This window comes from Actinopolymorpha cephalotaxi, assembly GCF_013408535.1.
Classification (GTDB): domain Bacteria; phylum Actinomycetota; class Actinomycetes; order Propionibacteriales; family Actinopolymorphaceae; genus Actinopolymorpha; species Actinopolymorpha cephalotaxi.
This window is the reverse complement of record NZ_JACBZA010000001.1, coordinates 3,921,731-3,940,033: the sequence shown is the minus strand read 5'-3', so window position 1 is coordinate 3,940,033 and position 18,303 is coordinate 3,921,731. Positions and strand designations below refer to the sequence as shown.

Annotated in this window: 15 protein-coding genes and 1 pseudogene; 9 read left to right on the top strand and 7 right to left on the bottom strand. The window is 72.1% G+C overall.

The window, feature by feature from the left end:
* Positions 1-150 precede the first annotated feature (150 nt).
* The 4 genes from FHR37_RS17355 to galT are packed head-to-tail and all read right to left on the bottom strand — an operon-like array spanning position 151 to position 4,459.
* Positions 151-1,152 (bottom strand): formylglycine-generating enzyme family protein, encoded by a 1,002-nt coding sequence (locus tag FHR37_RS17355; protein ID WP_092880604.1) that lies wholly within the window; start codon positions 1,150-1,152, stop codon positions 151-153.
* 11 nt (positions 1,153-1,163) lie between these two features.
* On the bottom strand, positions 1,164-2,309 hold the full coding sequence (galK, locus tag FHR37_RS17350; protein ID WP_092880602.1) for a galactokinase: 1,146 nt from the start codon (positions 2,307-2,309) through the stop codon (positions 1,164-1,166).
* A 51-nt stretch (positions 2,310-2,360) separates the two neighbouring features.
* Positions 2,361-3,317 (bottom strand): UDP-glucose 4-epimerase GalE, encoded by a 957-nt coding sequence (galE, locus tag FHR37_RS17345; protein ID WP_092880600.1) that lies wholly within the window; start codon positions 3,315-3,317, stop codon positions 2,361-2,363.
* Entirely contained in the window at positions 3,314-4,459 is a 1,146-nt protein-coding gene (gene galT, locus FHR37_RS17340; RefSeq protein WP_092880835.1) for a galactose-1-phosphate uridylyltransferase, read from the bottom strand. Before galT ends, galE begins: the two co-directional genes overlap by 4 nt.
* A gap of 339 nt (positions 4,460-4,798) precedes the next feature.
* Between galT and FHR37_RS17335 the strand changes: the two are divergent.
* The 4 genes and pseudogenes from FHR37_RS17335 to FHR37_RS17320 all read left to right on the top strand — a co-directional run.
* Positions 4,799-6,103: pseudogene (locus FHR37_RS17335) on the top strand (hemolysin family protein); the annotation flags it as partial.
* A 342-nt stretch (positions 6,104-6,445) separates the two neighbouring features.
* Positions 6,446-7,453 (top strand): tryptophan--tRNA ligase, encoded by a 1,008-nt coding sequence (trpS, locus tag FHR37_RS17330; RefSeq protein ID WP_092880598.1) that lies wholly within the window; start codon positions 6,446-6,448, stop codon positions 7,451-7,453.
* A 12-nt stretch (positions 7,454-7,465) separates the two neighbouring features.
* Positions 7,466-8,020, top strand: a complete 555-nt coding sequence (locus FHR37_RS17325; protein WP_092880596.1) for a 2'-5' RNA ligase family protein — start codon at positions 7,466-7,468, stop codon at positions 8,018-8,020.
* Positions 8,021-8,179: 159 nt separating this feature from the next.
* Positions 8,180-9,304 (top strand): YihY/virulence factor BrkB family protein, encoded by a 1,125-nt coding sequence (locus FHR37_RS17320; protein ID WP_092880594.1) that lies wholly within the window; start codon positions 8,180-8,182, stop codon positions 9,302-9,304.
* Here FHR37_RS17320 and FHR37_RS17315 read toward each other — a convergent pair.
* The gene (locus tag FHR37_RS17315) at positions 9,283-10,611 is read right to left on the bottom strand and encodes a D-alanyl-D-alanine carboxypeptidase family protein (protein WP_175542312.1); all 1,329 of its coding nucleotides are present in this window, start codon (positions 10,609-10,611) and stop codon (positions 9,283-9,285) included. The two genes, FHR37_RS17320 and FHR37_RS17315, sit on opposite strands and share 22 nt — an antisense overlap.
* A 110-nt stretch (positions 10,612-10,721) precedes the next feature.
* Here FHR37_RS17315 and FHR37_RS17310 point away from each other — a divergent pair, with 110 nt between their 5' ends.
* Positions 10,722-11,774, top strand: a complete 1,053-nt coding sequence (locus FHR37_RS17310) for a serine/threonine dehydratase (protein WP_092880590.1) — start codon at positions 10,722-10,724, stop codon at positions 11,772-11,774.
* Positions 11,775-11,836: 62 nt separating this feature from the next.
* On the opposite strand, the gene FHR37_RS17305 is transcribed toward FHR37_RS17310, so the two are convergent.
* Together FHR37_RS17305 and FHR37_RS17300 are read right to left on the bottom strand one after the other, a co-directional pair.
* On the bottom strand, positions 11,837-12,106 hold the full coding sequence (locus tag FHR37_RS17305; RefSeq protein ID WP_092880588.1) for an SCO4848 family membrane protein: 270 nt from the start codon (positions 12,104-12,106) through the stop codon (positions 11,837-11,839).
* Between the two features lie 81 nt (positions 12,107-12,187).
* Entirely contained in the window at positions 12,188-12,496 is a 309-nt protein-coding gene (locus FHR37_RS17300; RefSeq protein WP_092880586.1) for a hypothetical protein, read from the bottom strand.
* Positions 12,497-12,753: 257 nt separating this feature from the next.
* Here FHR37_RS17300 and FHR37_RS17295 point away from each other — a divergent pair, with 257 nt between their 5' ends.
* From FHR37_RS17295 to FHR37_RS17280, 4 genes are all read left to right on the top strand, one after another.
* A complete protein-coding gene (locus FHR37_RS17295) occupies positions 12,754-13,833 on the top strand; it encodes an XRE family transcriptional regulator (protein ID WP_139238793.1) in 1,080 nt (359 codons plus the stop codon).
* The gene (locus FHR37_RS17290) at positions 13,830-15,449 is read left to right on the top strand and encodes an acyl-CoA mutase large subunit family protein (protein ID WP_092880582.1); all 1,620 of its coding nucleotides are present in this window, start codon (positions 13,830-13,832) and stop codon (positions 15,447-15,449) included. The genes FHR37_RS17295 and FHR37_RS17290 overlap by 4 nt, the downstream gene beginning before the upstream one ends.
* Positions 15,450-15,593: 144 nt before the next feature.
* Positions 15,594-16,802: an amidohydrolase gene (locus tag FHR37_RS17285; protein ID WP_179771048.1), complete on the top strand. Its 1,209-nt coding sequence runs from the start codon at positions 15,594-15,596 to the stop codon at positions 16,800-16,802.
* A 352-nt stretch (positions 16,803-17,154) separates the two neighbouring features.
* Positions 17,155-18,285 (top strand): BMP family lipoprotein, encoded by a 1,131-nt coding sequence (locus FHR37_RS17280; protein ID WP_092880578.1) that lies wholly within the window; start codon positions 17,155-17,157, stop codon positions 18,283-18,285.
* The last annotated feature ends 18 nt before the right edge of the window (positions 18,286-18,303 follow it).

Here is an 18,303-nt window from a genome sequence, read left to right as displayed (position 1 = left end):
TACGCCGTCCATCCCGAAGACGACGGCGCGGCGGGTGGTGGGAGAGCCGGCGAAGGAACCCGTTGTGTCCGGCGTGCCCGGCGTGTCCGGCATGGTCTGCTCCTGGAACTCGGCGAACTGCTGAGGGCAAGAGCCCGGGTCGGGCCTTGATCAGGGTAGATCCGCCGCGCAGCGGAAGCCGAGGTTGCCGCTGGAGCTGTCGGGGGTGTTGCTGGTGCGCGCGGCGACGCGGTAGCGGTTGCAGTAGGACGCGTGGCACAGGTAGCTGCCGCCGCGCATCACCCGGGTGTCACCCGCGGGTGGCCCGGCCGGGTCGACCCGCGTCTCCGGCCGCTCCTGCGCGTGCCAACTGGTGCTCCACCAGTCCGCGCACCACTCCCAGACGTTGCCGGCCACCTCGTACAGCCCGAAACCGTTCGGGGCGTACGACTTCACCGGCGCGGTCCCGGTGTGGCCGTCGTCGGCGGTGTCCACCCGCGGGAAGCGGCCCTGCCAGATGTTGCATCGCCAGCGGCCCCGCGGGGTGAGCTCGTCGCCCCAGGCGTAGCGCGCGCGGGCGAGCCCGCCACGGGCGGCGTACTCCCACTCGGCCTCGGTCGGCAGCCGCTTGCCGGCCCAGCGGGCGTAGGCGTTCGCGTCCTGCCAGGACACGTGCACCACCGGGTGCTGCGGACGGGTCCGGACGTCGCTGCCGGGACCTTCGGGCGTACGCCAGGTCGCCCCCTCCACCGCCAGCCACCACGGGGCGCCCGGCACGCCGGCGTCCTTGACGTGGGCGCGCTGACCCGGCCCGACGAACAGGTGGAAGACGAACGACCAGCCGTAGCGTTCGGCCTCGGTGACGTAGCCGGTGGCCCTGACGAACGCGCCGAACTGACGGTTGGTGACCGCGGTCTCGTCCAGACCGAACGCCGACACCCGCACCTGGCGGACCGGGCCCTCGCCGTCGTCGGGGAAGGCGTCCTCGTCGGCGCCGCCCATCGCGAACTCACCCGCCGGCAGGGAGATCATCCCGCGGGCCACCTCGCGCGGGTCCCGGTCGGGCACCTCGAAGGGCAGGTCGTACGGCGCGGCGGGGGACGGGCCCTGGTCGGAGGACGGACGGTGGCCGGGGGAGGAGTGGCCGGCGGCGGGGCTGCAGCAGTTCGGCATCGGCGCCTCGCTCAGCGGATCCGCCGGGCACCCTGGCTGGGCTCGGCCACGAACGACGACGGCGCGCCGAACCCCGCGGCCGCGAACGCCTCCGCCACCCGGCCCGCGACCGTGTCCGCGGCGTCGGCCTCGACCATCGCGATCACGCAGCCGCCGAACCCGCCGCCGGTCATCCGCGCCCCCAGCGCTCCGGCGTCCAGTGCCGCGTCGACGGCCTTGTCCAGCTCGGGCACGGTCACCTCGTAGTCGTCGCGCAGCGACTCGTGCGAGGCGGTGAGCAGCGGGCCGATGTCGCGGGGGCTGCCGGTACGCAGTCGCTCCACGGTGGCGAGGACGCGGGCGTTCTCGGTGACGACGTGGCGTACCCGCCGCGCCATCACGGTGTCGCCGAGGGAGTCCATCGCGGCCTGCAGGCCCTCGACGTCGCGCAGGGCGCGGACGCCGAGCTTCGCCGCGGCCTCCTCGCAGGTACGCCGGCGGGCGGCGTACTCCCCGTCGACCAGGCGGTGCGGCGCGCGGGTGTCCACGACCAGCAGCGCCAGCCCGTGCCCGCCGAGGTCGAACGGCACCTGCTCGGTGGCGGAGGTGCGGGTGTCCAGGAACAGCAGGTGCTCGCGGGTGCACAGCAGCGACGCGGACTGGTCCATGATCCCGCAGGGCATGCCCACGAAGTCGTTCTCGGCCCGCTGGGCCAGCCCGGCCAGGGCGGTCCGGTCGATCTTCACGCCGAACAGGTCGGTCACCGCGAGCGCGGTCGCGCACTCCAGGGCGGCAGAGGAGGACAGGCCGGCGCCGAGGGGTACGTCACCGTCGACCAGGATGTCCAGCCCGCCGACGTCGTGCCCGGCCTCGCGCAGCGACCACACCATCCCGGCGACGTAGGCGGCCCAGCCGTCCACCGCGCCGGGCTTCAGCGCGTCCAGGCGGACCTCCACCCGCCCGTCGGCCTGCCGGGACGCCATCCGGACCAGGCCGTCGGAGCGGGTCGCGGCGGCGGCCGCCACGCCTTGGGGCAACGCCAGCGGGAGGACGTACCCGTCGTTGTAGTCGGTGTGCTCCCCGATCAGGTTGACTCGCCCGGGTGCTGCCCAGATGCCGGCCGCCGAGCCGTCGAACACCGACTCGAACTCGGCGTCCAGTGTGGTGCGCGCGTTCATCGCGTACGTCCTCCGTCTGCTCCGTCGTGGTCAGGGCGCGGTCCGGGTGGTTCAGCTGCTCGCGTGCCGCTGCCGGTAGCTCCACGCGTCCGCGACCATCGAGTGCAGGTCGCGCCGGGGCTTCCAGCCCAGCTCGGCGGTGGCCCGGTCGTGCGAGGCGACCAGGGACGGCGGGTCGCCCGCGCGGCGCGGCGACTCCTCGACCGGCACCTCGTGCCCGGTGACCTCCCGGACCGCGGTCAGCACCTCGTGCACCGTCGAGCCGGTGCCGGTGCCGAGGTTGCAGATCAGGTGCCGCCCGGGGGTGGCCGCGGTCAGCGCGCGCAGGTGCGCGTCGGCCAGGTCGACGACGTGGAGGTAGTCGCGGACGGCGGTGCCGTCGCGGGTCGGGTAGTCGGTGCCGAACACCTGCGCGGCCGGGCGCTCGCCCGCGGCCACCGCGAGCAGGTTGGGGATCAGGTGGGTCTCCGGGTCGTGCCGCTCACCGTGGCCGGCGTACGCACCGGCGACGTTGAAGTAGCGCAGGCTGACCGCCGCGAGGTCGTACGCCTGCGCCTCGCTGGTCAGCATCGCGTCCACGGCCAGCTTGGACGCGCCGTAGGGGTTGGTCGGCTGCGGCGGGACGTCCTCGGTGATCGGCGTCGTCTCCGGCGCGCCGTAGGTGGCGGCGGTGGAGGAGAAGACGATCCGGCGTACGTCTGCCGCCCGCATCGCGTCCAGCAGGGCGAGGGTGCCGCAGACGTTCGTACGCCAGTACAGCTCGGGCCGGCGCACCGACTCCGACACCAGCGACTTCGCGGCGAAGTGCAGCACCCCGTCGAAGGACGGGTCCAGCACGTCGGCGGCGTCGGTGATCGCGCCCTGGTGGAAGGCCGCGCCCTCCGGCACACCGTCGCGGTGTCCGGTGGACAGGTCGTCCAGGACCGTCACCTCGTGCCCGGCCTCCAGGAGCAGCGTCGCGACGATCCCGCCGATGTAGCCGGCGCCGCCGGTGACCAGGAGCTTCATCCACGTCCTCCCTCGTCGACGAGGGCGCGCAGCCGGGCGGCGACGTCCTCGGGGCGTCCGTCGTTGATCCAGACGCCCATCGCGGACTCCGAGCCCGCCAGGTACTTCAGCTTGTTGGCGGCCCGGCGGACCGAGAACACCTGCAGGTGCAGGGCGGCCAGGTCGCGGTCCGCGTGCACCGGCGCCTGGTGCCACGCGGCGATGTACGGAAGGGGCAGGTCGGGCCCGCCCTCGGGCGCGAAGTAGCGGTCCAGCGCCCGCAGCACCCGGAGGTAGAGCGGGCCGAACTCGGCGCGCTCGTCCTCGTCCAGCGCGGCCAGGTCGGGCACCCGGCGGTGCGGGTGGAGGTGCACCTCGACCGGCCAGCGGGCGGCCGCCGGCACGAAGGCGGTCCAGTGCCTGGTCTGCGCGACCACCCGGACCTGTGCGGAGCGCTCGGCGGCCAGCACGTCGGCGAACAGGTTGCCGCCGGTGCGCTCGGCGTAGGAGCGGGCAGCCTCCAGCATCCGCCGGGTGCGCGGCGGCACGAACGGGTAGCCGTAGATCTGCCCGTGCGGGTGGTGCAGGGTGACGCCGATCTCCTCGCCGCGGTTCTCGAAGCAGAACACCTGCTCCACGCCGGGCAGGGTGGAAAGCTCGGCGGTCCGGTCGGCCCAGGCCTCCATGACGGTGCGGACCCGGGAGGGCGACAGCGCCCCGAACGCGCCGCCGTGCTCGGAGGTGAAGCACACCACCTCACAGCGCCCCACGCCCGGCCGGCGGGCGAACAGGTCGGCTCCGTCGGCCGCGTCGGCCCCGAGCTCACCGACACCGGCCGCCCCGGCCGCGCCGGGACCTCCCGAGAACGATGGGAAGCGGTTCTCGAAGACCGCCACGTCGTAGCTCTCGGCCGGAATCTCCGAGGGATGCCCCGGCCGGGACGGGCACAGCGGGCACTCGTCGGCCGGCGGCAGGAAGGTGCGGGACTGCCGGTGCGCGGCGACCGCCACCCACTCGTCGACCAGCGGGTCGTAGCGCAGCTCCGACGCGGGCGGGCGCGCCGGGAGGTCCCGGCTGTCCACGGCGTCGCGGACGGCGCTGTCGGACTCGTCGAAGTAGATCAGCTCTCGCCCGTCGGCCAACCGGGTCGCGGTTTTCTTCATGTCACGTCCGTCTCCGGGCCGCGCCGACTCCGCGCGGCCGTCGCCGACCGGCGTCTCGACCACAGCGCCCGCGGTGAGTTTCGTCCGGCGTACGCGCAACCGAGCGGGTGGCGCGCACGTCAGAGGAACCCTAGCGGGAACCACCGCGCCGTGATCGACCGAGCCGACCGCCGCGGGGTGCCCGGAGCGGCCGGCGAATGTCGGGGAAGGAAGTCGTTACTCTTGGGCGCATGGCGACAACCAGCGGTCCGGCTGGCCATAGCGCTCGTACCAGCCAAATCCGGCGTACGACGCGAAAACCGGCAGCCGGGCCCCTCCTGACCACCCGGTGACGCTTCCATGAACGCCGTTCTGGCCAACATCGGGCTGGCCCTGATCTTCGTCCTCATCGGCGGCGTCTTCGCCGCGGCCGAGATGGCGCTGGTGTCGTTGCGCGAGGGACAGGTCAAGTCCCTCGCCCAGCGCGGCCGGCGCGGCGAGGTGATCGCCCGGCTCACCGCCGACCCCAACCAGTTCCTGTCCGCCGTGCAGATCGGCGTGACCCTCTCCGGCTTCCTGGCCTCGGCGTTCGCCGGCGCCAACCTGTCCAAGTACCTCGCACCGGTGCTGGTGAACCTCGGCGTGCCTCCCGGCGCGTCCGAGCCGATCGCCCTGGTGCTGATCACGATCGCGGTGTCGTACGTCTCGATCGTGCTGGGCGAGCTGGCGGCCAAGCGGCTCGCGCTGCAGCGGGCCGAGGGGATCGCGTCCGCGCTGGCGCCGATGATCGCCTCCATCGCGACCCTCGCCCGGCCGGTCATCTGGTTCCTGTCCAAGTCGACCAACGTGGTGGTCCGCCTGCTCGGCGGCGATCCCAGCGTCGGCAGGGAACAGATGAGCGACGAGGAGCTGCGCGAGCTGGTGTCGGGACACCAGACGCTCGGCGAGGAGGAGCGGGCGATCGTCGACGAGGTGTTCGACGCGGGCACCCGGCAGCTGCGTGAGGTCATGTTGCCGCGTACGGAAACCGACTTCCTGGACGCGTCCACGCCGGTCTACAAGACGGTGAAGGAGGTCACCGCGAGCCCGCACTCGCGCTATCCCGTGGTGCGCGGGTCGACCGACGACGTGGTGGGCTTCGTGCACGTCCGCGATCTGCTCAACCCCGAGGTGGCCAACCGCTCGGTCCGGGTCGGCGACCTGGCCCGGGACGTTCTCTTCCTGCCCGGCACCAAGCGGGTCCTCCCCGCCCTGTCGGAGATGCGGTCGACCAGCCACCACCTGGCGATCGTGCTGGACGAGTACGGCGGCACCGCGGGCATCGTCACCCTCGAGGACCTGGTCGAGGAGCTCATCGGGGACATCCGTGACGAGTACGACACCGCCGCGGAGGCGGCGTCGCGCCGGCTGGTCTCCGGTGAGGTCGAGCTGGACGGCCGGATCGGGCTGGACGACGTGGCCGACGAGACCGGGGTGACCGTGCCGGACGGGCCGTACGAGACGGTGGCCGGCTTCGTGGTGTCACTGCTCGGGCACGTGCCGTCGGAGGGTGAGTCGGCGGAGTTCGACGGCCACGGGTTCACGGTGATCGAGATGGACGGGCGGCGGGTGGCGCGGCTGAGGTTCACTCCCCGGCCGCCGGAACGCCCCGCGGTCGAGGCGGCCGGCGACCAGGCGTCCTCCGGTGGCACCGGCGGCGCCCACAGCACGGGCAGCGTCGACGGTACGGACGAATCCGAGGGGTCGGGTGGTTCCAACGGCTCGGGCGGCTCGGGCGGCTCGGGCACCGTTGTGGGCGCCGATCACCGCTCCGGTGCGAACGGCTCCGGCGAGCGGTCCGAGCAGTCGGGGCGGGCCGCACCCTCCCGGCCGGCCGAACGGGCCTGAACCGGGGCGATCGGGCGTACCCGCCGATCGCGGTGATCAATCAGTATGCCGTACCCCCGCCCGGGTCCAGGTGTGGACGGCGGGTCGGGGCCCGGCGACAGGGCTGGCACAATTCAGAGCATGTCGCGACCGCGCGTGTTCTCGGGCATCCAGCCCACCGCCGACTCCTTCCACCTGGGCAACTACCTCGGGGCGGTCCGGCAGTGGGTGGGCATGCAGGACGAGCACGACGCCTTCTACTGCGTCGTCGACCTGCACGCGATCACGATGGGCCACGACCCGGCCAAGCTGAGGGAGCGCAGCCTGCGCTCGGCGGCCCAGCTGCTGGCCGCGGGCCTGGACCCGGAGCGCTGCACGCTGTTCGTGCAGAGCCACGTCGCCGAGCACACCCAGCTGGCCTGGATCCTCGGCTGCCTGACGGGGTTCGGTGAGGCCGGCCGGATGACGCAGTTCAAGGACAAGACGCAGAAGCAGGGCGTCGAGGGCGCCACGGTCGGGTTGTTCACCTACCCCGTGCTGATGGCCGCCGACATCCTGCTCTACCAGACCGACGCCGTGCCGGTCGGTGAGGACCAGCGCCAGCACCTCGAGCTCAGCCGCGACCTCGCGCAGCGCTTCAACGCAAGGTTCGGCAAGACCTTCCGGGTGCCCGAGCCGTTCATCCTGGCAGACACCGCCAAGATCTACGACCTGCAGGACCCCACCGCCAAGATGAGCAAGTCGTCCTCGTCGCCCAACGGCATCATCGACCTGCTGGACGACCCGAAGACCTCCGCCAAGCGGATCCGCAGCGCGGTCACCGACTCCGGCCGGGAGATCACCTTCGACCGGGAGAACAAGCCCGGGGTGTCCAACCTGCTCACGATCCTGTCCGCGCTCACCGGACGGCCCGTGCCCGAGCTGGTGGACGCCTACGCCGGCAAGGGGTACGGCGACCTCAAGCGCGACGTGGCCGACGCCGTGGTGGAGTTCGTGACGCCCTTCCGCGAGCGCACGCTGGCCCTGCTGGAGGACCCCGAGAGCCTGGACAACATCCTGGCCCGTGGGGCCGAGCGTGCCCGGACGGTCGCCGCGGAGACGCTGCGCGAAGTCGAGGACCGGCTCGGTTTCGTCGTGGCGAAACGATAGGCGGCGACTCCCGTGCGCACGATCGGTGTCGCGGTCGCGATCCCCGAACCCTACGGCGGAGAGCTGCAACGCTGGCGGGCCGCGTTCGGCGACCCGCTCGCCGACGCCATCCCCACCCACGTGACGTTGCTGCCGCCCACCCAGGTCGACAACGACGCCATGGACACGATGGACGCGATCGAACGCCACCTGCTGACGGTGGCGGAGTCCGCGCAGCCGTTCACGATGCGGCTGCGGGGGACCGCGACGTTCCGGCCGGTGTCGCCGGTGGTGTTCGTGGCGGTCGCGGAGGGCATCTCGTCCTGCGAGCTGCTGGCCGAGGGCGTGCGCAGCGGGCCGCTGCGGCGCGACCTCGCGTTCCCGTACCACCCGCACGTCACCGTCGCCCACGACCTGCCCCACCACGTGCTCGACAAGGCGTACGAGGCGCTGGACACCTACACCTGTGCCTTCACCGTGCAGACGTTCAGCCTGTTCGAGCACGGCACCGACCTGGTGTGGCGGCCACAGCGGGACTTCGCCCTGGGCGGGCCGCTGCCCGGGCCGGTGCCACCCGACGAGTCCTGAGGTGGCCCGTCCGCCTGCGTGAGGCGATTCGGCGCGGCGTAGGCGAAGGTCCCGTCTGATCGTCCCCGGCGGGGCACACTGATCTTGCCGTCCGGAGCGGGCAGCTTTCGGTCAGCCCGCTCACGGTGCCGGCAGGCCGCACGGGGAAGGGACGTCGGCATGAACGTTTCGCGGGTGCGGCAACGGCTGGACTACAAGGTGGCCCGGCTGCGGGTGCGCTCGAGGCTGGTCGACCACCTGGCCCGGGCGCTGGCCCACTACAACAAGGTGCTCGGGAGCCAGCTCGCCGCGTCGGCGACGTACTTCGCCTTCCTGTCCTTCTTTCCGCTGGTCGCGCTGGTGTTCGCCGCGGTCGGCTACGTGGTGGAGTACGTCCCCGGCGCGAGGGACGCGGTCACCTCGGCGATGTCGTCGGTGCTGCCCGGGATGATCGGCACCGGTAAGAACCAGCTCGACGTCGAGGCCATCGCGCGCAACAAGACGGGGGTGGGCATCATCGGCCTGGCGGTGCTGCTCTACTCCGGGCTGAACTGGATCTCCGCGCTGCGCACGTCCCTGCAGGCGGTGTTCGCGGCCGTCGCCGAGGACGGCCGCAACTTCGTGCTCAACAAGGTGTTCGACCTGGTCGTGCTGGTCGCGGCCGGCGCCGTCCTGCTGGTCTCGGTCGGGGTGAGCACGGCCGTCACGGCGTTCGCCGACTTCATCTTCACCCTCGCCCACCTGACCAGGGTTCCCGGAGTCGGCGTCTTGTTGTGGGCGGTGGCGGCGGCGGTCGGCGTGGCGGCGAGCTCGGTGCTGTTCTTCACGCTCTACCGGCTGCTGCCCCGGCACGACGTACCCGCTGCGAAGCTGTGGCGCGGCGCGCTGCTGGCCGCCCTCGGGTTCGAGGTCCTCAAGCAGATCGCGGGTCTGGTGCTCGGCACGGTGACCGGCAACCCGCTCTACGGCGCGTTCGCGGTCCTGGTCGCGCTGCTGGTGTGGATCAACTACTTCGACCGGCTGACCGTGCTCGGCGCCGCGTGGGCGGTCACCGGTGTGCCGGTGGAGAAGATGACCCATCCGGAGAAGGCCGGAGGGGTGCGGCGCGTACGCCCGCAGGGTGAGCGGCCGGGTGACGGTGCCGATGGGGGCGCGGGGCTCGCCCCGGCAGGGGGACGGGCCCGGCGAATCCGCCGCGGGCTGTCGGCGGCGTTCGGTGCGTTCGCGGGCGGCCTCACGGTCGGCTGGCTGGCCAGCCGGCGGCGGCGCCGCGAGGCCGAACCTCAGCGCCGGGAGCGTACGTAGCTGAAGACGCGCAGGCCCGCGAGCCCGAGGAACACCAGCAGCATCAGCCACAGCCAGACCGGCAGCCGCGGCCACGCGGACTCCGCCGTGGCGATGGTCACGCCCGGGTCGTCCGGCCCGCCCGCGCCGGGGGCGAGGGTGGGCCTCGTGCTGGGACTGGCCGCCGGGCCGGCCGGCCGGGTGGCACCGGGCTTCGGGGTCGCCGCACCGGGTGCTCGGGCGGCCGCGGCCCGGGCCACGTCGTCGCTGCTGACCAGGTTGCCGACGGGCTTCGCCTTGGCGCCGGCGGTGAAGCCCCAGTCCAGCAGGGTGGCAGCGCGGGTCCAGTACGGCGCCTTGGAGCGCATGATCACCACCACCAGCCGGCGGCCGTCCTGCTCCGCCGCGCCGACCAGCGTGCTGTGCGCCTGGGTGGTGTAGCCGTTCTTCACCCCGATCGCGCCGGGATAGTGGCCGAGGAGCTTGTTGAGGTTCTGGATCTGGAAGCTCTTCCTGCCCTTGCCCGGGAAGTTGTAGCGCAGGGTCGTGACGTAGCGGCGGAAGTCGGCGCGGGCCATGCCCGCGCGCGCGACCAGCGCCAGGTCGTACGCGGACGACACCTGGCCGGGTGCGTCCAGCCCGCTGGTGTTGACCGCGTGGGTGTCGAACGCACCGAGCCGGCGGGCCTCGGTGTTCATCATCTCGACAGCTGTGCGGGTGCCCCCGGCGGCGTTGCCCAGCGCACTGGCGGCGTCGTTGCCGGACGGCAGGAACATGCCGTAGAACAACTGGTCGATGGTGTACGCGCGGCCGTTCTCGATCCCGACCCGGCTGCCCTCGACCCGGGTGTCGGCGGGCACCGCGGTGTAGCGGGCGCGCTTGTCCAGCCGGGGCAGCAGAGTGACCGCGGTGAGGGTCTTGAGGGTGCTCGCCGGGGGAAGGCGGAGATGGGCGTTCTTGGACGCGAGGACCTGACCGGTGTCGAGGTCGGCCACGACGTAGGACGCGACGTCGACCTTCGGTGGCGCGGGCGTGGTGTTGCGGTCCACCACCACGCCACGGTGCCCGAGTGCTGCGCCGCCGACCGGCCCGGTGAACGGGTTGGTGGTGGGAACGGGCGTCGCGGTGGGGCCCGGCACGGGCGGTGGCTCCGTGGGCGTCGGCTTGGCCCCGGGCGCGCTGCCGGGCGCGTTGCCGGCCGCACCAGCGGGGACGACGGTCAGGCCGAGGGTGGTCGCCACACCGAGAACGAGGACGCAGACCAGGCGGGCGATCCGGGCGGCCGAACCGGCCCGGCCGATGGCACGCACCCGGCGCTCTGGGCGCACTGGTCCCACGGTCAGGCCGGCCCGTTCACGGGGGCTGGGATGATCGGCTGGGGGCATGGTTCGGACAGGGTAGTACCTGACGCTGGGGAAGGGAGCGTTCACCGGTGGGGATGTCAGCGGAGCGAGCGAACCCGAACGACGACACGGTGAACGGCACGGACGACGACGTGGACGACGACGTGGACGACGACACGGTGAACGGCGTGGCGGACGACGGGCGCGGAGCCGACGCCTTCCGGCTGCCGGGCGAACGCGAACTCACCGCCGCCGCGGAGCGGTTGCGCGGACAGGTCCGGCGTACTCCCGTGCTGGAGATCGGCGGCGCCCAGCTCGGCGTGCGCGCCCGGGTCCTTGTCAAGCTGGAGTTGCTTCAGCACACCGGTTCGTTCAAGGCCCGTGGCGCACTCAACACCCTCCTCGTCCGTCCGCACGCCGACGACGGTGTGGTGGCGGCCTCCGGCGGGAACCACGGCGCCGCGGTCGCCTGGGCGGCCGCCCGGGTGGGTGCACCCGCGCGGATCTTCGTCCCGGCCACGTCGCCGCCGGTGAAGGCCGAACGTGTCAGGTCGTACGGCGCGGAGGTGGTCGTCGTCGACGGCTACTACCCCGAGGCGTTCGCCGCCGCCGAGCGGTGGTCGGCCGGGCGTTCGGTGGTGCGGGTGCACGCGTACGACGCACCGGAGGTGGCGGCGGGTCAGGGCACGCTCGGCCTGGAGGCCGCCGAGCAGGTGCCGGACGTGTCCACCGTGCTGGTGTCCTGCGGCGGCGGAGGGTTGTACGCCGGAACCGCGCTGGCGCTGGCCGGCCGGGCGGTGGTGGTGCCGGTGGAGCCGGAGCGCTGCCCGTCGCTGTCGGCTGCGGTGGCGGCCGGGGGACCGGTGCCGGTCGAGGTCGGCGGCGTGGCCGCGGACAGCATGGGAGCCGGGATGGTCGGCCGGCACGGGTATGCCGTCGCCGCGCGCACCCACACCTCGCCGCTGCTGGTGTCCGACGAGGCGATCGCCGCCGCCCGGGCCTTCCTCTGGGAACGCTGCAGGGTCCTCGCCGAGCCCGGTGGGGCGACGGCGCTGGCGGCCCTGACGTCCGGCGTCTTCACGCCGGCGGCCGGGCAGACCGTGGTCGTGGTGGTGTCCGGCGGCAACACCACCGACGTGCCGACCTGAAATCAACCGGTCGGAGCTCGGCCGGTTGGAGTTCGACCGGTTGGAGTTCGACCGGTCGGGGCTCAGCGGCCGGCGGACACCTCGTCGCGGCCCTGACCGGGCCCCGCCTCGCCGGCCCGCTCCGCCTTCTCCGCTTTGAGAGCCTGCCAGCCGATCCGGCCCAGGACGACCGCTATCGCGAGGTTGACGACGATCAGCACCGTGTGGGCGACGTAGTAGCCCGTCGGGCGCCCCTCGGTCTTGGCCAGGTTGCGGATGAACGTGGCGTAGGTGACGACGTTCCAGCCCGCCACGCCGAGCAGCAGGGCGGAGATCTTCCTGGTGATACGCACCAGCCCAGTATGACCAGCCAACCTGGACGGGCAGGCCCGCGCCTGCCGGACACGCTGCCGCCGGGCTCACAGGTGCCGGGCTCACTGCTGGATGCCGAACGGCGGTTCGACGAGCTCCTTCACCCAGGCGATGAGGTTCTCCAGGTCGTCGGCGTCGGCGACCGGACGGCATCCGGTCCGGCGGAAGACCCACCGGCCGTCCCAGCGGTCACAGCGCAGGACGACCGAGATCTCCGGCAGCGAGGGGTAGGGAATCTCGATGCCGTACTGCCTGCCGGCCATGCCGACGCGGGGATGAGCGCGGTAGCCGGCGGACCTGAGGGCGATCCGCGCGGACTCGATCAGCTCCTCGCGTTGCCGGTCGTCCGACGGCGGGGCCTCTGTTGTCATGGGCTGCTTGCCTCCTTGTGATCGCGGGTGGGGCGCTGCTCAAGCATTCGGTGGGAGGGCGTGACCAGGCGAGGTCCTACGCCGGACCTGTGGCGGACCTGTGCCGGACCCGGATGGCACCTGGTGGACCTGTGCCGGACCTCGTTCGGGATCCGCGCGCTCGGCGTGGCCGTAGGTCGGTGCCTGCCGGTACAACTTCGGGAAGCGTTCGGGGGCGAGCGTTCCGACCGAGGGTGCCTGCCCACCAGGAGGAGTGGATGACGGGGAGACGAGACACCGCCCCTCGCACCATGCTGGAACACCTGATCCGCCAGCGGGACCAGACCTACGACGAGGTGGCCGGGGCGTTCGAGACGCTGGCCCGGCAGACCGGTGAACGCGGGGCGAGCATGTCCGCGCGTCACCTGCGCCGGCTCGCGTCCGGTCAGCGCACCGGCATGACGCCGGTCACCCGGCGGGTGCTGCAGGCGATGTTCGGCCGGTCCGCCGCGGAGCTGGTCGCGCCGTACGCCACGACCGGCCCGGCGCTCGGGACCGGGCCCACCGCGGCAGCCTGGCCGACGACCGGGACGGCGACCGGGACGGCCGAACCGGCGACAGGGCTCGGCGCCGGGCCCGGCCGCGCCGACGCCTTCGCGCAGGACCCCGGCGACCTGGACATCCTGGAGCGGTCCGCCCGGCGGGCGCGCGGGTTCGGGCTGCTGGTCGCCCGCACCTCCCTCGGCGAGGAGAGCCTGGGGCAGGTCTACGCCGAGGTGCGCCAGCTCACCTACGCCTACCAACAGCGGCCGCTGCCGCGGCTCCTGGGCACTCTCGCCACCACCCAGGACCTGCTGTTCACCCTGCTGGAGGGTCCGCAGCATCCCGCGCACGTACGCCGGCTGCACTTCGCCGCCGCCCTGGTGTCCGGGATGCTGGCCAAGCTCGCCCACGACCGGGTGGACGCGCCGAACGCGATGGCGCACGCGTACGCCGCGTTCGTGTGCGCCGACCTCGCCGACCACAACGGCCTGCGGGCCTGGGCACGTGGGCTGCAGTCGGTGGTGTCGTACTGGATCGGCCGCCCGCAGGACGCGATCCGCTACGCCCAGGCGGGTGCCGACTACGCCACCACCGACGGGACCGAGGTCTGGCTGCACGCGAGCGAGGCACGTGCCCTGGCCGTCCTCACCCGTGCGCGCCCGGCGGAAGGCCGGCAGGGGTTCTACTACGCCGCCGACGCCATGGCCTGGCTGCCCACCGACCTGCGCGAGCACGTCGAGGTGCTCCACCGCGACGCGTCGGCATGGGAGGACCCCGCTCGTGGATATCCTCGTCGCGGAGGCGAGAACCCATGACAGATCCCGCTGCGTCGAAAGCTTCCCCCTCGCGCCCGGCGCGGGTGGGGGAGTCCGGCCTGCCGATCAAGCCCGTCTACGGACCCGACGACCTCGCCGGGTGGACGCCCGCGAGCCGGTTGGGCGAGCCGGGCTCCTATCCGTACACCCGGGGTGTCTACCCGACGATGTACACCGGCCGCCCGTGGACGATGCGGCAGTACGCCGGCTTCGGCACCGCGGCGGAGTCCAACCGCCGTTACCACCAGCTGATCGAGGCGGGCACCGCCGGCCTGTCGGTGGCCTTCGACCTGCCCACCCAGATGGGGTACGACTCCGACGCGCCGATCGCGCACGGCGAGGTCGGCAAGGTCGGGGTGGCGATCGACTCCATCGAGGACATGCGGCTGCTCTTCGACGGCATCCCGCTGGACCAGGTGTCCACGTCGATGACGATCAACGCGCCGGCCGCGGTGCTCCTGCTGCTCTACCAACTCGTCGGCGAGGAACACGGAGTCGACCCCGGACGGCTGAGCGGGACCATCCAGAACGACGTGCTGAAGGAGTACATCGCCCGCGGCACCTACATCTATCCGCCCAAGGCCTCGCTGCGGTTGGTGTCGGACATCTTCGCCTACTGTCAAGCCGAGCTTGCGCGGTTCAACACGATCTCCATCTCCGGCTACCACATGGCCGAGGCGGGTGCCACGCCCGCGCAGGAGATCGCGTTCACGCTGGCGGACGGGATCGAGTACGTCCAGGCCGCGATCGACGCGGGCCTGGACGTGGACGAGTTCGCGCCGCGGCTGTCGTTCTTCTTCGTCGCCCGCACCACCCTGCTGGAGGAGGTGGCGAAGTTCCGCGCCGCCCGCAGGATCTGGGCGCAGGTGATGCGCGACCGGTTCGGCGCGCGCAACCCGAAGTCGCAGATGCTGCGGTTCCACACCCAGACCGCGGGAGTGCAGCTGACCGCGCAGCAGCCGGAGGTCAACCTGGTCAGGGTCGCCGTGCAGGGCCTCGCGGCGGTGCTGGGGGGTACGCAGTCGCTGCACACCAACGCCTACGACGAGGCGATCGCGCTGCCCAGTGAGAAGGCCGCCCGACTCGCGTTGCGCACCCAGCAGGTGCTGGCGTACGAGACCGACGTGACCGCGACCGTCGACCCGTTCGCCGGCTCCTACGCCGTTGAGGCGATGACCGACGAGGTGGAGCAGGCCGCGCGGTCGCTGATGGAGACGGTCGAGGACCTCGGTGGCGCGGTGGCCGCGATCGAGAAGGGTTACCAGAAAGCCGAGATCGAGCAGGCGGCGTACCAGATCACCCGCGACATCGACGGCGGCGAACGCGTCGTGGTGGGCGTCAACAAGTTCGTCGTTCCCGACGACGAGCGCTACGAGCCGCTGCGGGTCGATCCCGCCATCGAGGAGGGCCAGCGCGACCGGCTGGCCGCCCTGCGCGCGAACCGCGACGCCGCCGAGGTGCAAGCCCGCCTTGCGGAGCTTCGGTCGGCGGCCGAGGGGCCGGACAACGTGCTCTACCCGATGAAGCGGGCGCTGGCCGCCCGGGCGACCGTCGGCGAGGTGTGTGACGCGCTGCGGGAGGTGTGGGGCGTCTACACCCCGGCCGACGCGATCTGAGGCCGCGAAACCCCCGTCGCCAGTTGGGTTTTCGCTGCCCGCCCGGGCGGCGGCGGGGCGAGACTGAGGGTGAGGAGCCGGGAACCCTACGGTGAAAGCAGGGTGGGCGTGCGGGACAAATCGGGCGGGGTGGACAATCGCAAGGTGCCCCTCGACTCAGCTGTCGTTGCCGAGGTGGACCGGCTCGCCAAGACCTACACCGACGAGCTGATCGCCTTCCGACGTGATCTTCACACCCATCCCGAACCCGGCCGGGAAGAGTTCCGGACCACCCGGGTGGTCAGCGACCGCCTGGAAACGGCCGGCTTCGCTCCTGTCCGCCTGCCCGTGGGCACCGGGCTGCTGTGCGACGTCGGCGGCCCCGGCCTCGGGCCGGTCAAGGCCGCCTTGCGCGCCGACCTGGACGCGTTGCGGGTGGTGGACGAGAAGACCGTTCCCTATCGTTCCAGCCGTCCGGGCGTGTGCCACGCCTGCGGCCACGACGCACACACCGCGATCGTTCTCGGCGCCGGGCTGGTGCTCGGCGAACTCGCCACGGCCGGGCTGCTCGGCAACCGCGTGCGCCTGGTCTTCCAGCCCGCGGAGGAGATCATCCCCGGCGGCGCGCTGGACGTGCTCGCCACCGACGGCGCCCTGGCCGGGGTGGAGCAGATCTTCGCCGTGCACTGCGACCCGCGGCTGGAGGTGGGCACCGTCGGCCTGCGGGCCGGGCCGATCACCTCCGCCGCCGACCGGGTGCACGTACGCCTGACCGGCCCCGGCGGGCACACCGCCCGGCCCCACCTGTCCGCCGATCTCGTACACGCCCTGTCCACGTTGGTGAGCCAGCTTCCGCTGGCGCTGAGCCGGCGGGTCGACCCGCGCGGTGGGCTGACCCTGGTCTGGGGACGCATCCAGGCCGGCGCCGCGGCGAACGCGATCCCCATGGAGGGCGAGGCCGAGGGCACCCTGCGCTGCCTGGACGTCAGCGTCTGGGAGTCCGCCGCCGAACTCGTTCCGGTGCTCGCGCACCAGATCGTGGCGCCCTACGGCGTGAGCGTGCAGGCCGAGGTGCACCGCGGCGTACCACCTGTGGTCAACGACCCGTTCGCGATCGGCCTTCTCCAGCGGGCGGTGGAGGCGACGATGGGCCGCGACGCCGTGGGCACGACCGAGCAGAGCCTGGGCGGTGAGGACTTCGCGTGGTACCTCACCAGGACCCGGGGAGCCCTTGCCCGCCTGGGAGTTCGGCCGACCGGCAGCACCCGGCCGTTCGACATCCACCAGGGAACGTTCGACATCGACGAGCACGCCATCTCGGTCGGCGTACGCACTCTCGTCGGCGCAGCGCTGCTGGCCAACGACGACGACTGAGCCGGCGACCGAGCCGGCGATCGACGCCTCAACTCACAGAACCCGCGGCCCGGTTGGCGGTTCACGACCGGTGTAACAGCCTCATAACCGGCGAATGAACTCCGGCAAACGCGCCGACCCGGACGAGCTGTGCCGGACGAGACGGATTCGCCCGTATCGCCCATGGGGCGGAAGATGCTGCGGCCTTCGGCCAAGGTCACGGGAGGATCACATGGTCGGGATCCGAAGCCGCGGTTCTTCACCTTCTGTCGGCGCGCCTTATAGTCACCCATGCGCATCGCGCGGCGTCCTTCGTCGACGCCCGTTCGCGTGCGCGGGTACCCCACCCGATCGGGCACGCTGAGGAGGCGTAGTGACGAAGTACCTGAAGGGCCTCGCGGTCCTTGGCGCGGTGGCCCTGGTGGTCACCGGCTGTGGAAGCAAGCCGACCGAGAGCAACTCGGGTTCGGGCGGGAACGGCTCGAAGTCCAACACGGCGGCGAAGGACTTCCGCGCCTGCATGGTTTCCGACTCCGGCGGTTTCGACGACAAGTCGTTCAACCAGACGTCCTACCAGGGCTTCACGGACGCCGCGAAGGAACTGAACATCAAGACCTCGACCGCCGAGTCGAAGTCCGACAGCGACTACTCCAAGAACGTCGGCGGCATGGTCGACGCGAAGTGCAACGCGATCGTGACCGTGGGCTTCAAGCTCGGTGACCAGACGGCGAAGTCGGCCGCGGCCAACCCGAACATCAAGTGGGGCATCGTCGACTACGACATCGCCGCCACCGACCTGAAGAAGACCGGCCTGAAGGAGGTGCCGAAGAACGTCAAGTCGCTGCTCTTCGACACCGCCCAGTCCAGCTTCCTCGCGGGCTACCTCGCCGCCGGCATGACGAAGACCGGCAAGGTCGGCACGTTCGGCGGCCTGCCCATCCCGACCGTCACGATCTTCATGGACGGTTACTGGGAGGGCGTGCAGTACTACAACAAGGTCAAGAAGAAGAACGTCCAGGTTCTCGGCTGGAGCGAGCAGTCCCAGAAGGGCCTGTTCACCAACGACTTCGAGAACAAGGCGCAGGGCAAGAACACCGCCAGCAACCTGATCAGCCAGGGTGCCGACATCATCTTCCCGGTCGCCGGCCCCGCCGGTCTGGGTGGCCTGCAGGCCGCGAAGGCCTCCGGTGGCAAGGTGAACGCGATCTGGGTGGACACCGACGGCTGCAAGAGCGCCGCGGAGTACTGCGACGTGCTGCTCACCAGTGTCTACAAGGGCATGGACGTCGCGGTGAAGGATGTCGTGACGACCGCCGCCGACGACAAGTTCGACAGCACCGCCTACGTCGGGACGCTGAAGAACGACGGCACCGGCCTGTCGCCGTACCACCAGTGGGACAGCAAGATCCCGTCCGAGCTCAAGGACGAGGTCACGCAGCTGAAGCAGGACATCATCGACGGCAAGATCACGATCAAGTCGAAGGCGCAGCCGCAGTCGAAGTGACCGCGGCGCGACTCCTGT

What these genes read in the sequence shown, in the direction of transcription:
- galE (WP_092880600.1), bottom strand. Translation starts at nt 3,317, where the DNA reads ATGAAGCTCCTGGTCACCGGCGGCGCCGGCTACATCGGCGGGATCGTC.
- FHR37_RS17310 (WP_092880590.1), top strand. Translation starts at nt 10,722, where the DNA reads ATGTCAGCGGAGCGAGCGAACCCGAACGACGACACGGTGAACGGCACG.
- FHR37_RS17320 (WP_092880594.1), top strand. Translation starts at nt 8,180, where the DNA reads ATGAACGTTTCGCGGGTGCGGCAACGGCTGGACTACAAGGTGGCCCGG.
- galK (WP_092880602.1), bottom strand. Translation starts at nt 2,309, where the DNA reads ATGAACGCGCGCACCACACTGGACGCCGAGTTCGAGTCGGTGTTCGAC.
- FHR37_RS17295 (WP_139238793.1), top strand. Translation starts at nt 12,754, where the DNA reads ATGACGGGGAGACGAGACACCGCCCCTCGCACCATGCTGGAACACCTG.
- galT (WP_092880835.1), bottom strand. Translation starts at nt 4,459, where the DNA reads ATGAAGAAAACCGCGACCCGGTTGGCCGACGGGCGAGAGCTGATCTAC.
- FHR37_RS17355 (WP_092880604.1), bottom strand. Translation starts at nt 1,152, where the DNA reads ATGCCGAACTGCTGCAGCCCCGCCGCCGGCCACTCCTCCCCCGGCCAC.
- FHR37_RS17290 (WP_092880582.1), top strand. Translation starts at nt 13,830, where the DNA reads ATGACAGATCCCGCTGCGTCGAAAGCTTCCCCCTCGCGCCCGGCGCGG.
- FHR37_RS17300 (WP_092880586.1), bottom strand. Translation starts at nt 12,496, where the DNA reads ATGACAACAGAGGCCCCGCCGTCGGACGACCGGCAACGCGAGGAGCTG.
- trpS (WP_092880598.1), top strand. Translation starts at nt 6,446, where the DNA reads ATGTCGCGACCGCGCGTGTTCTCGGGCATCCAGCCCACCGCCGACTCC.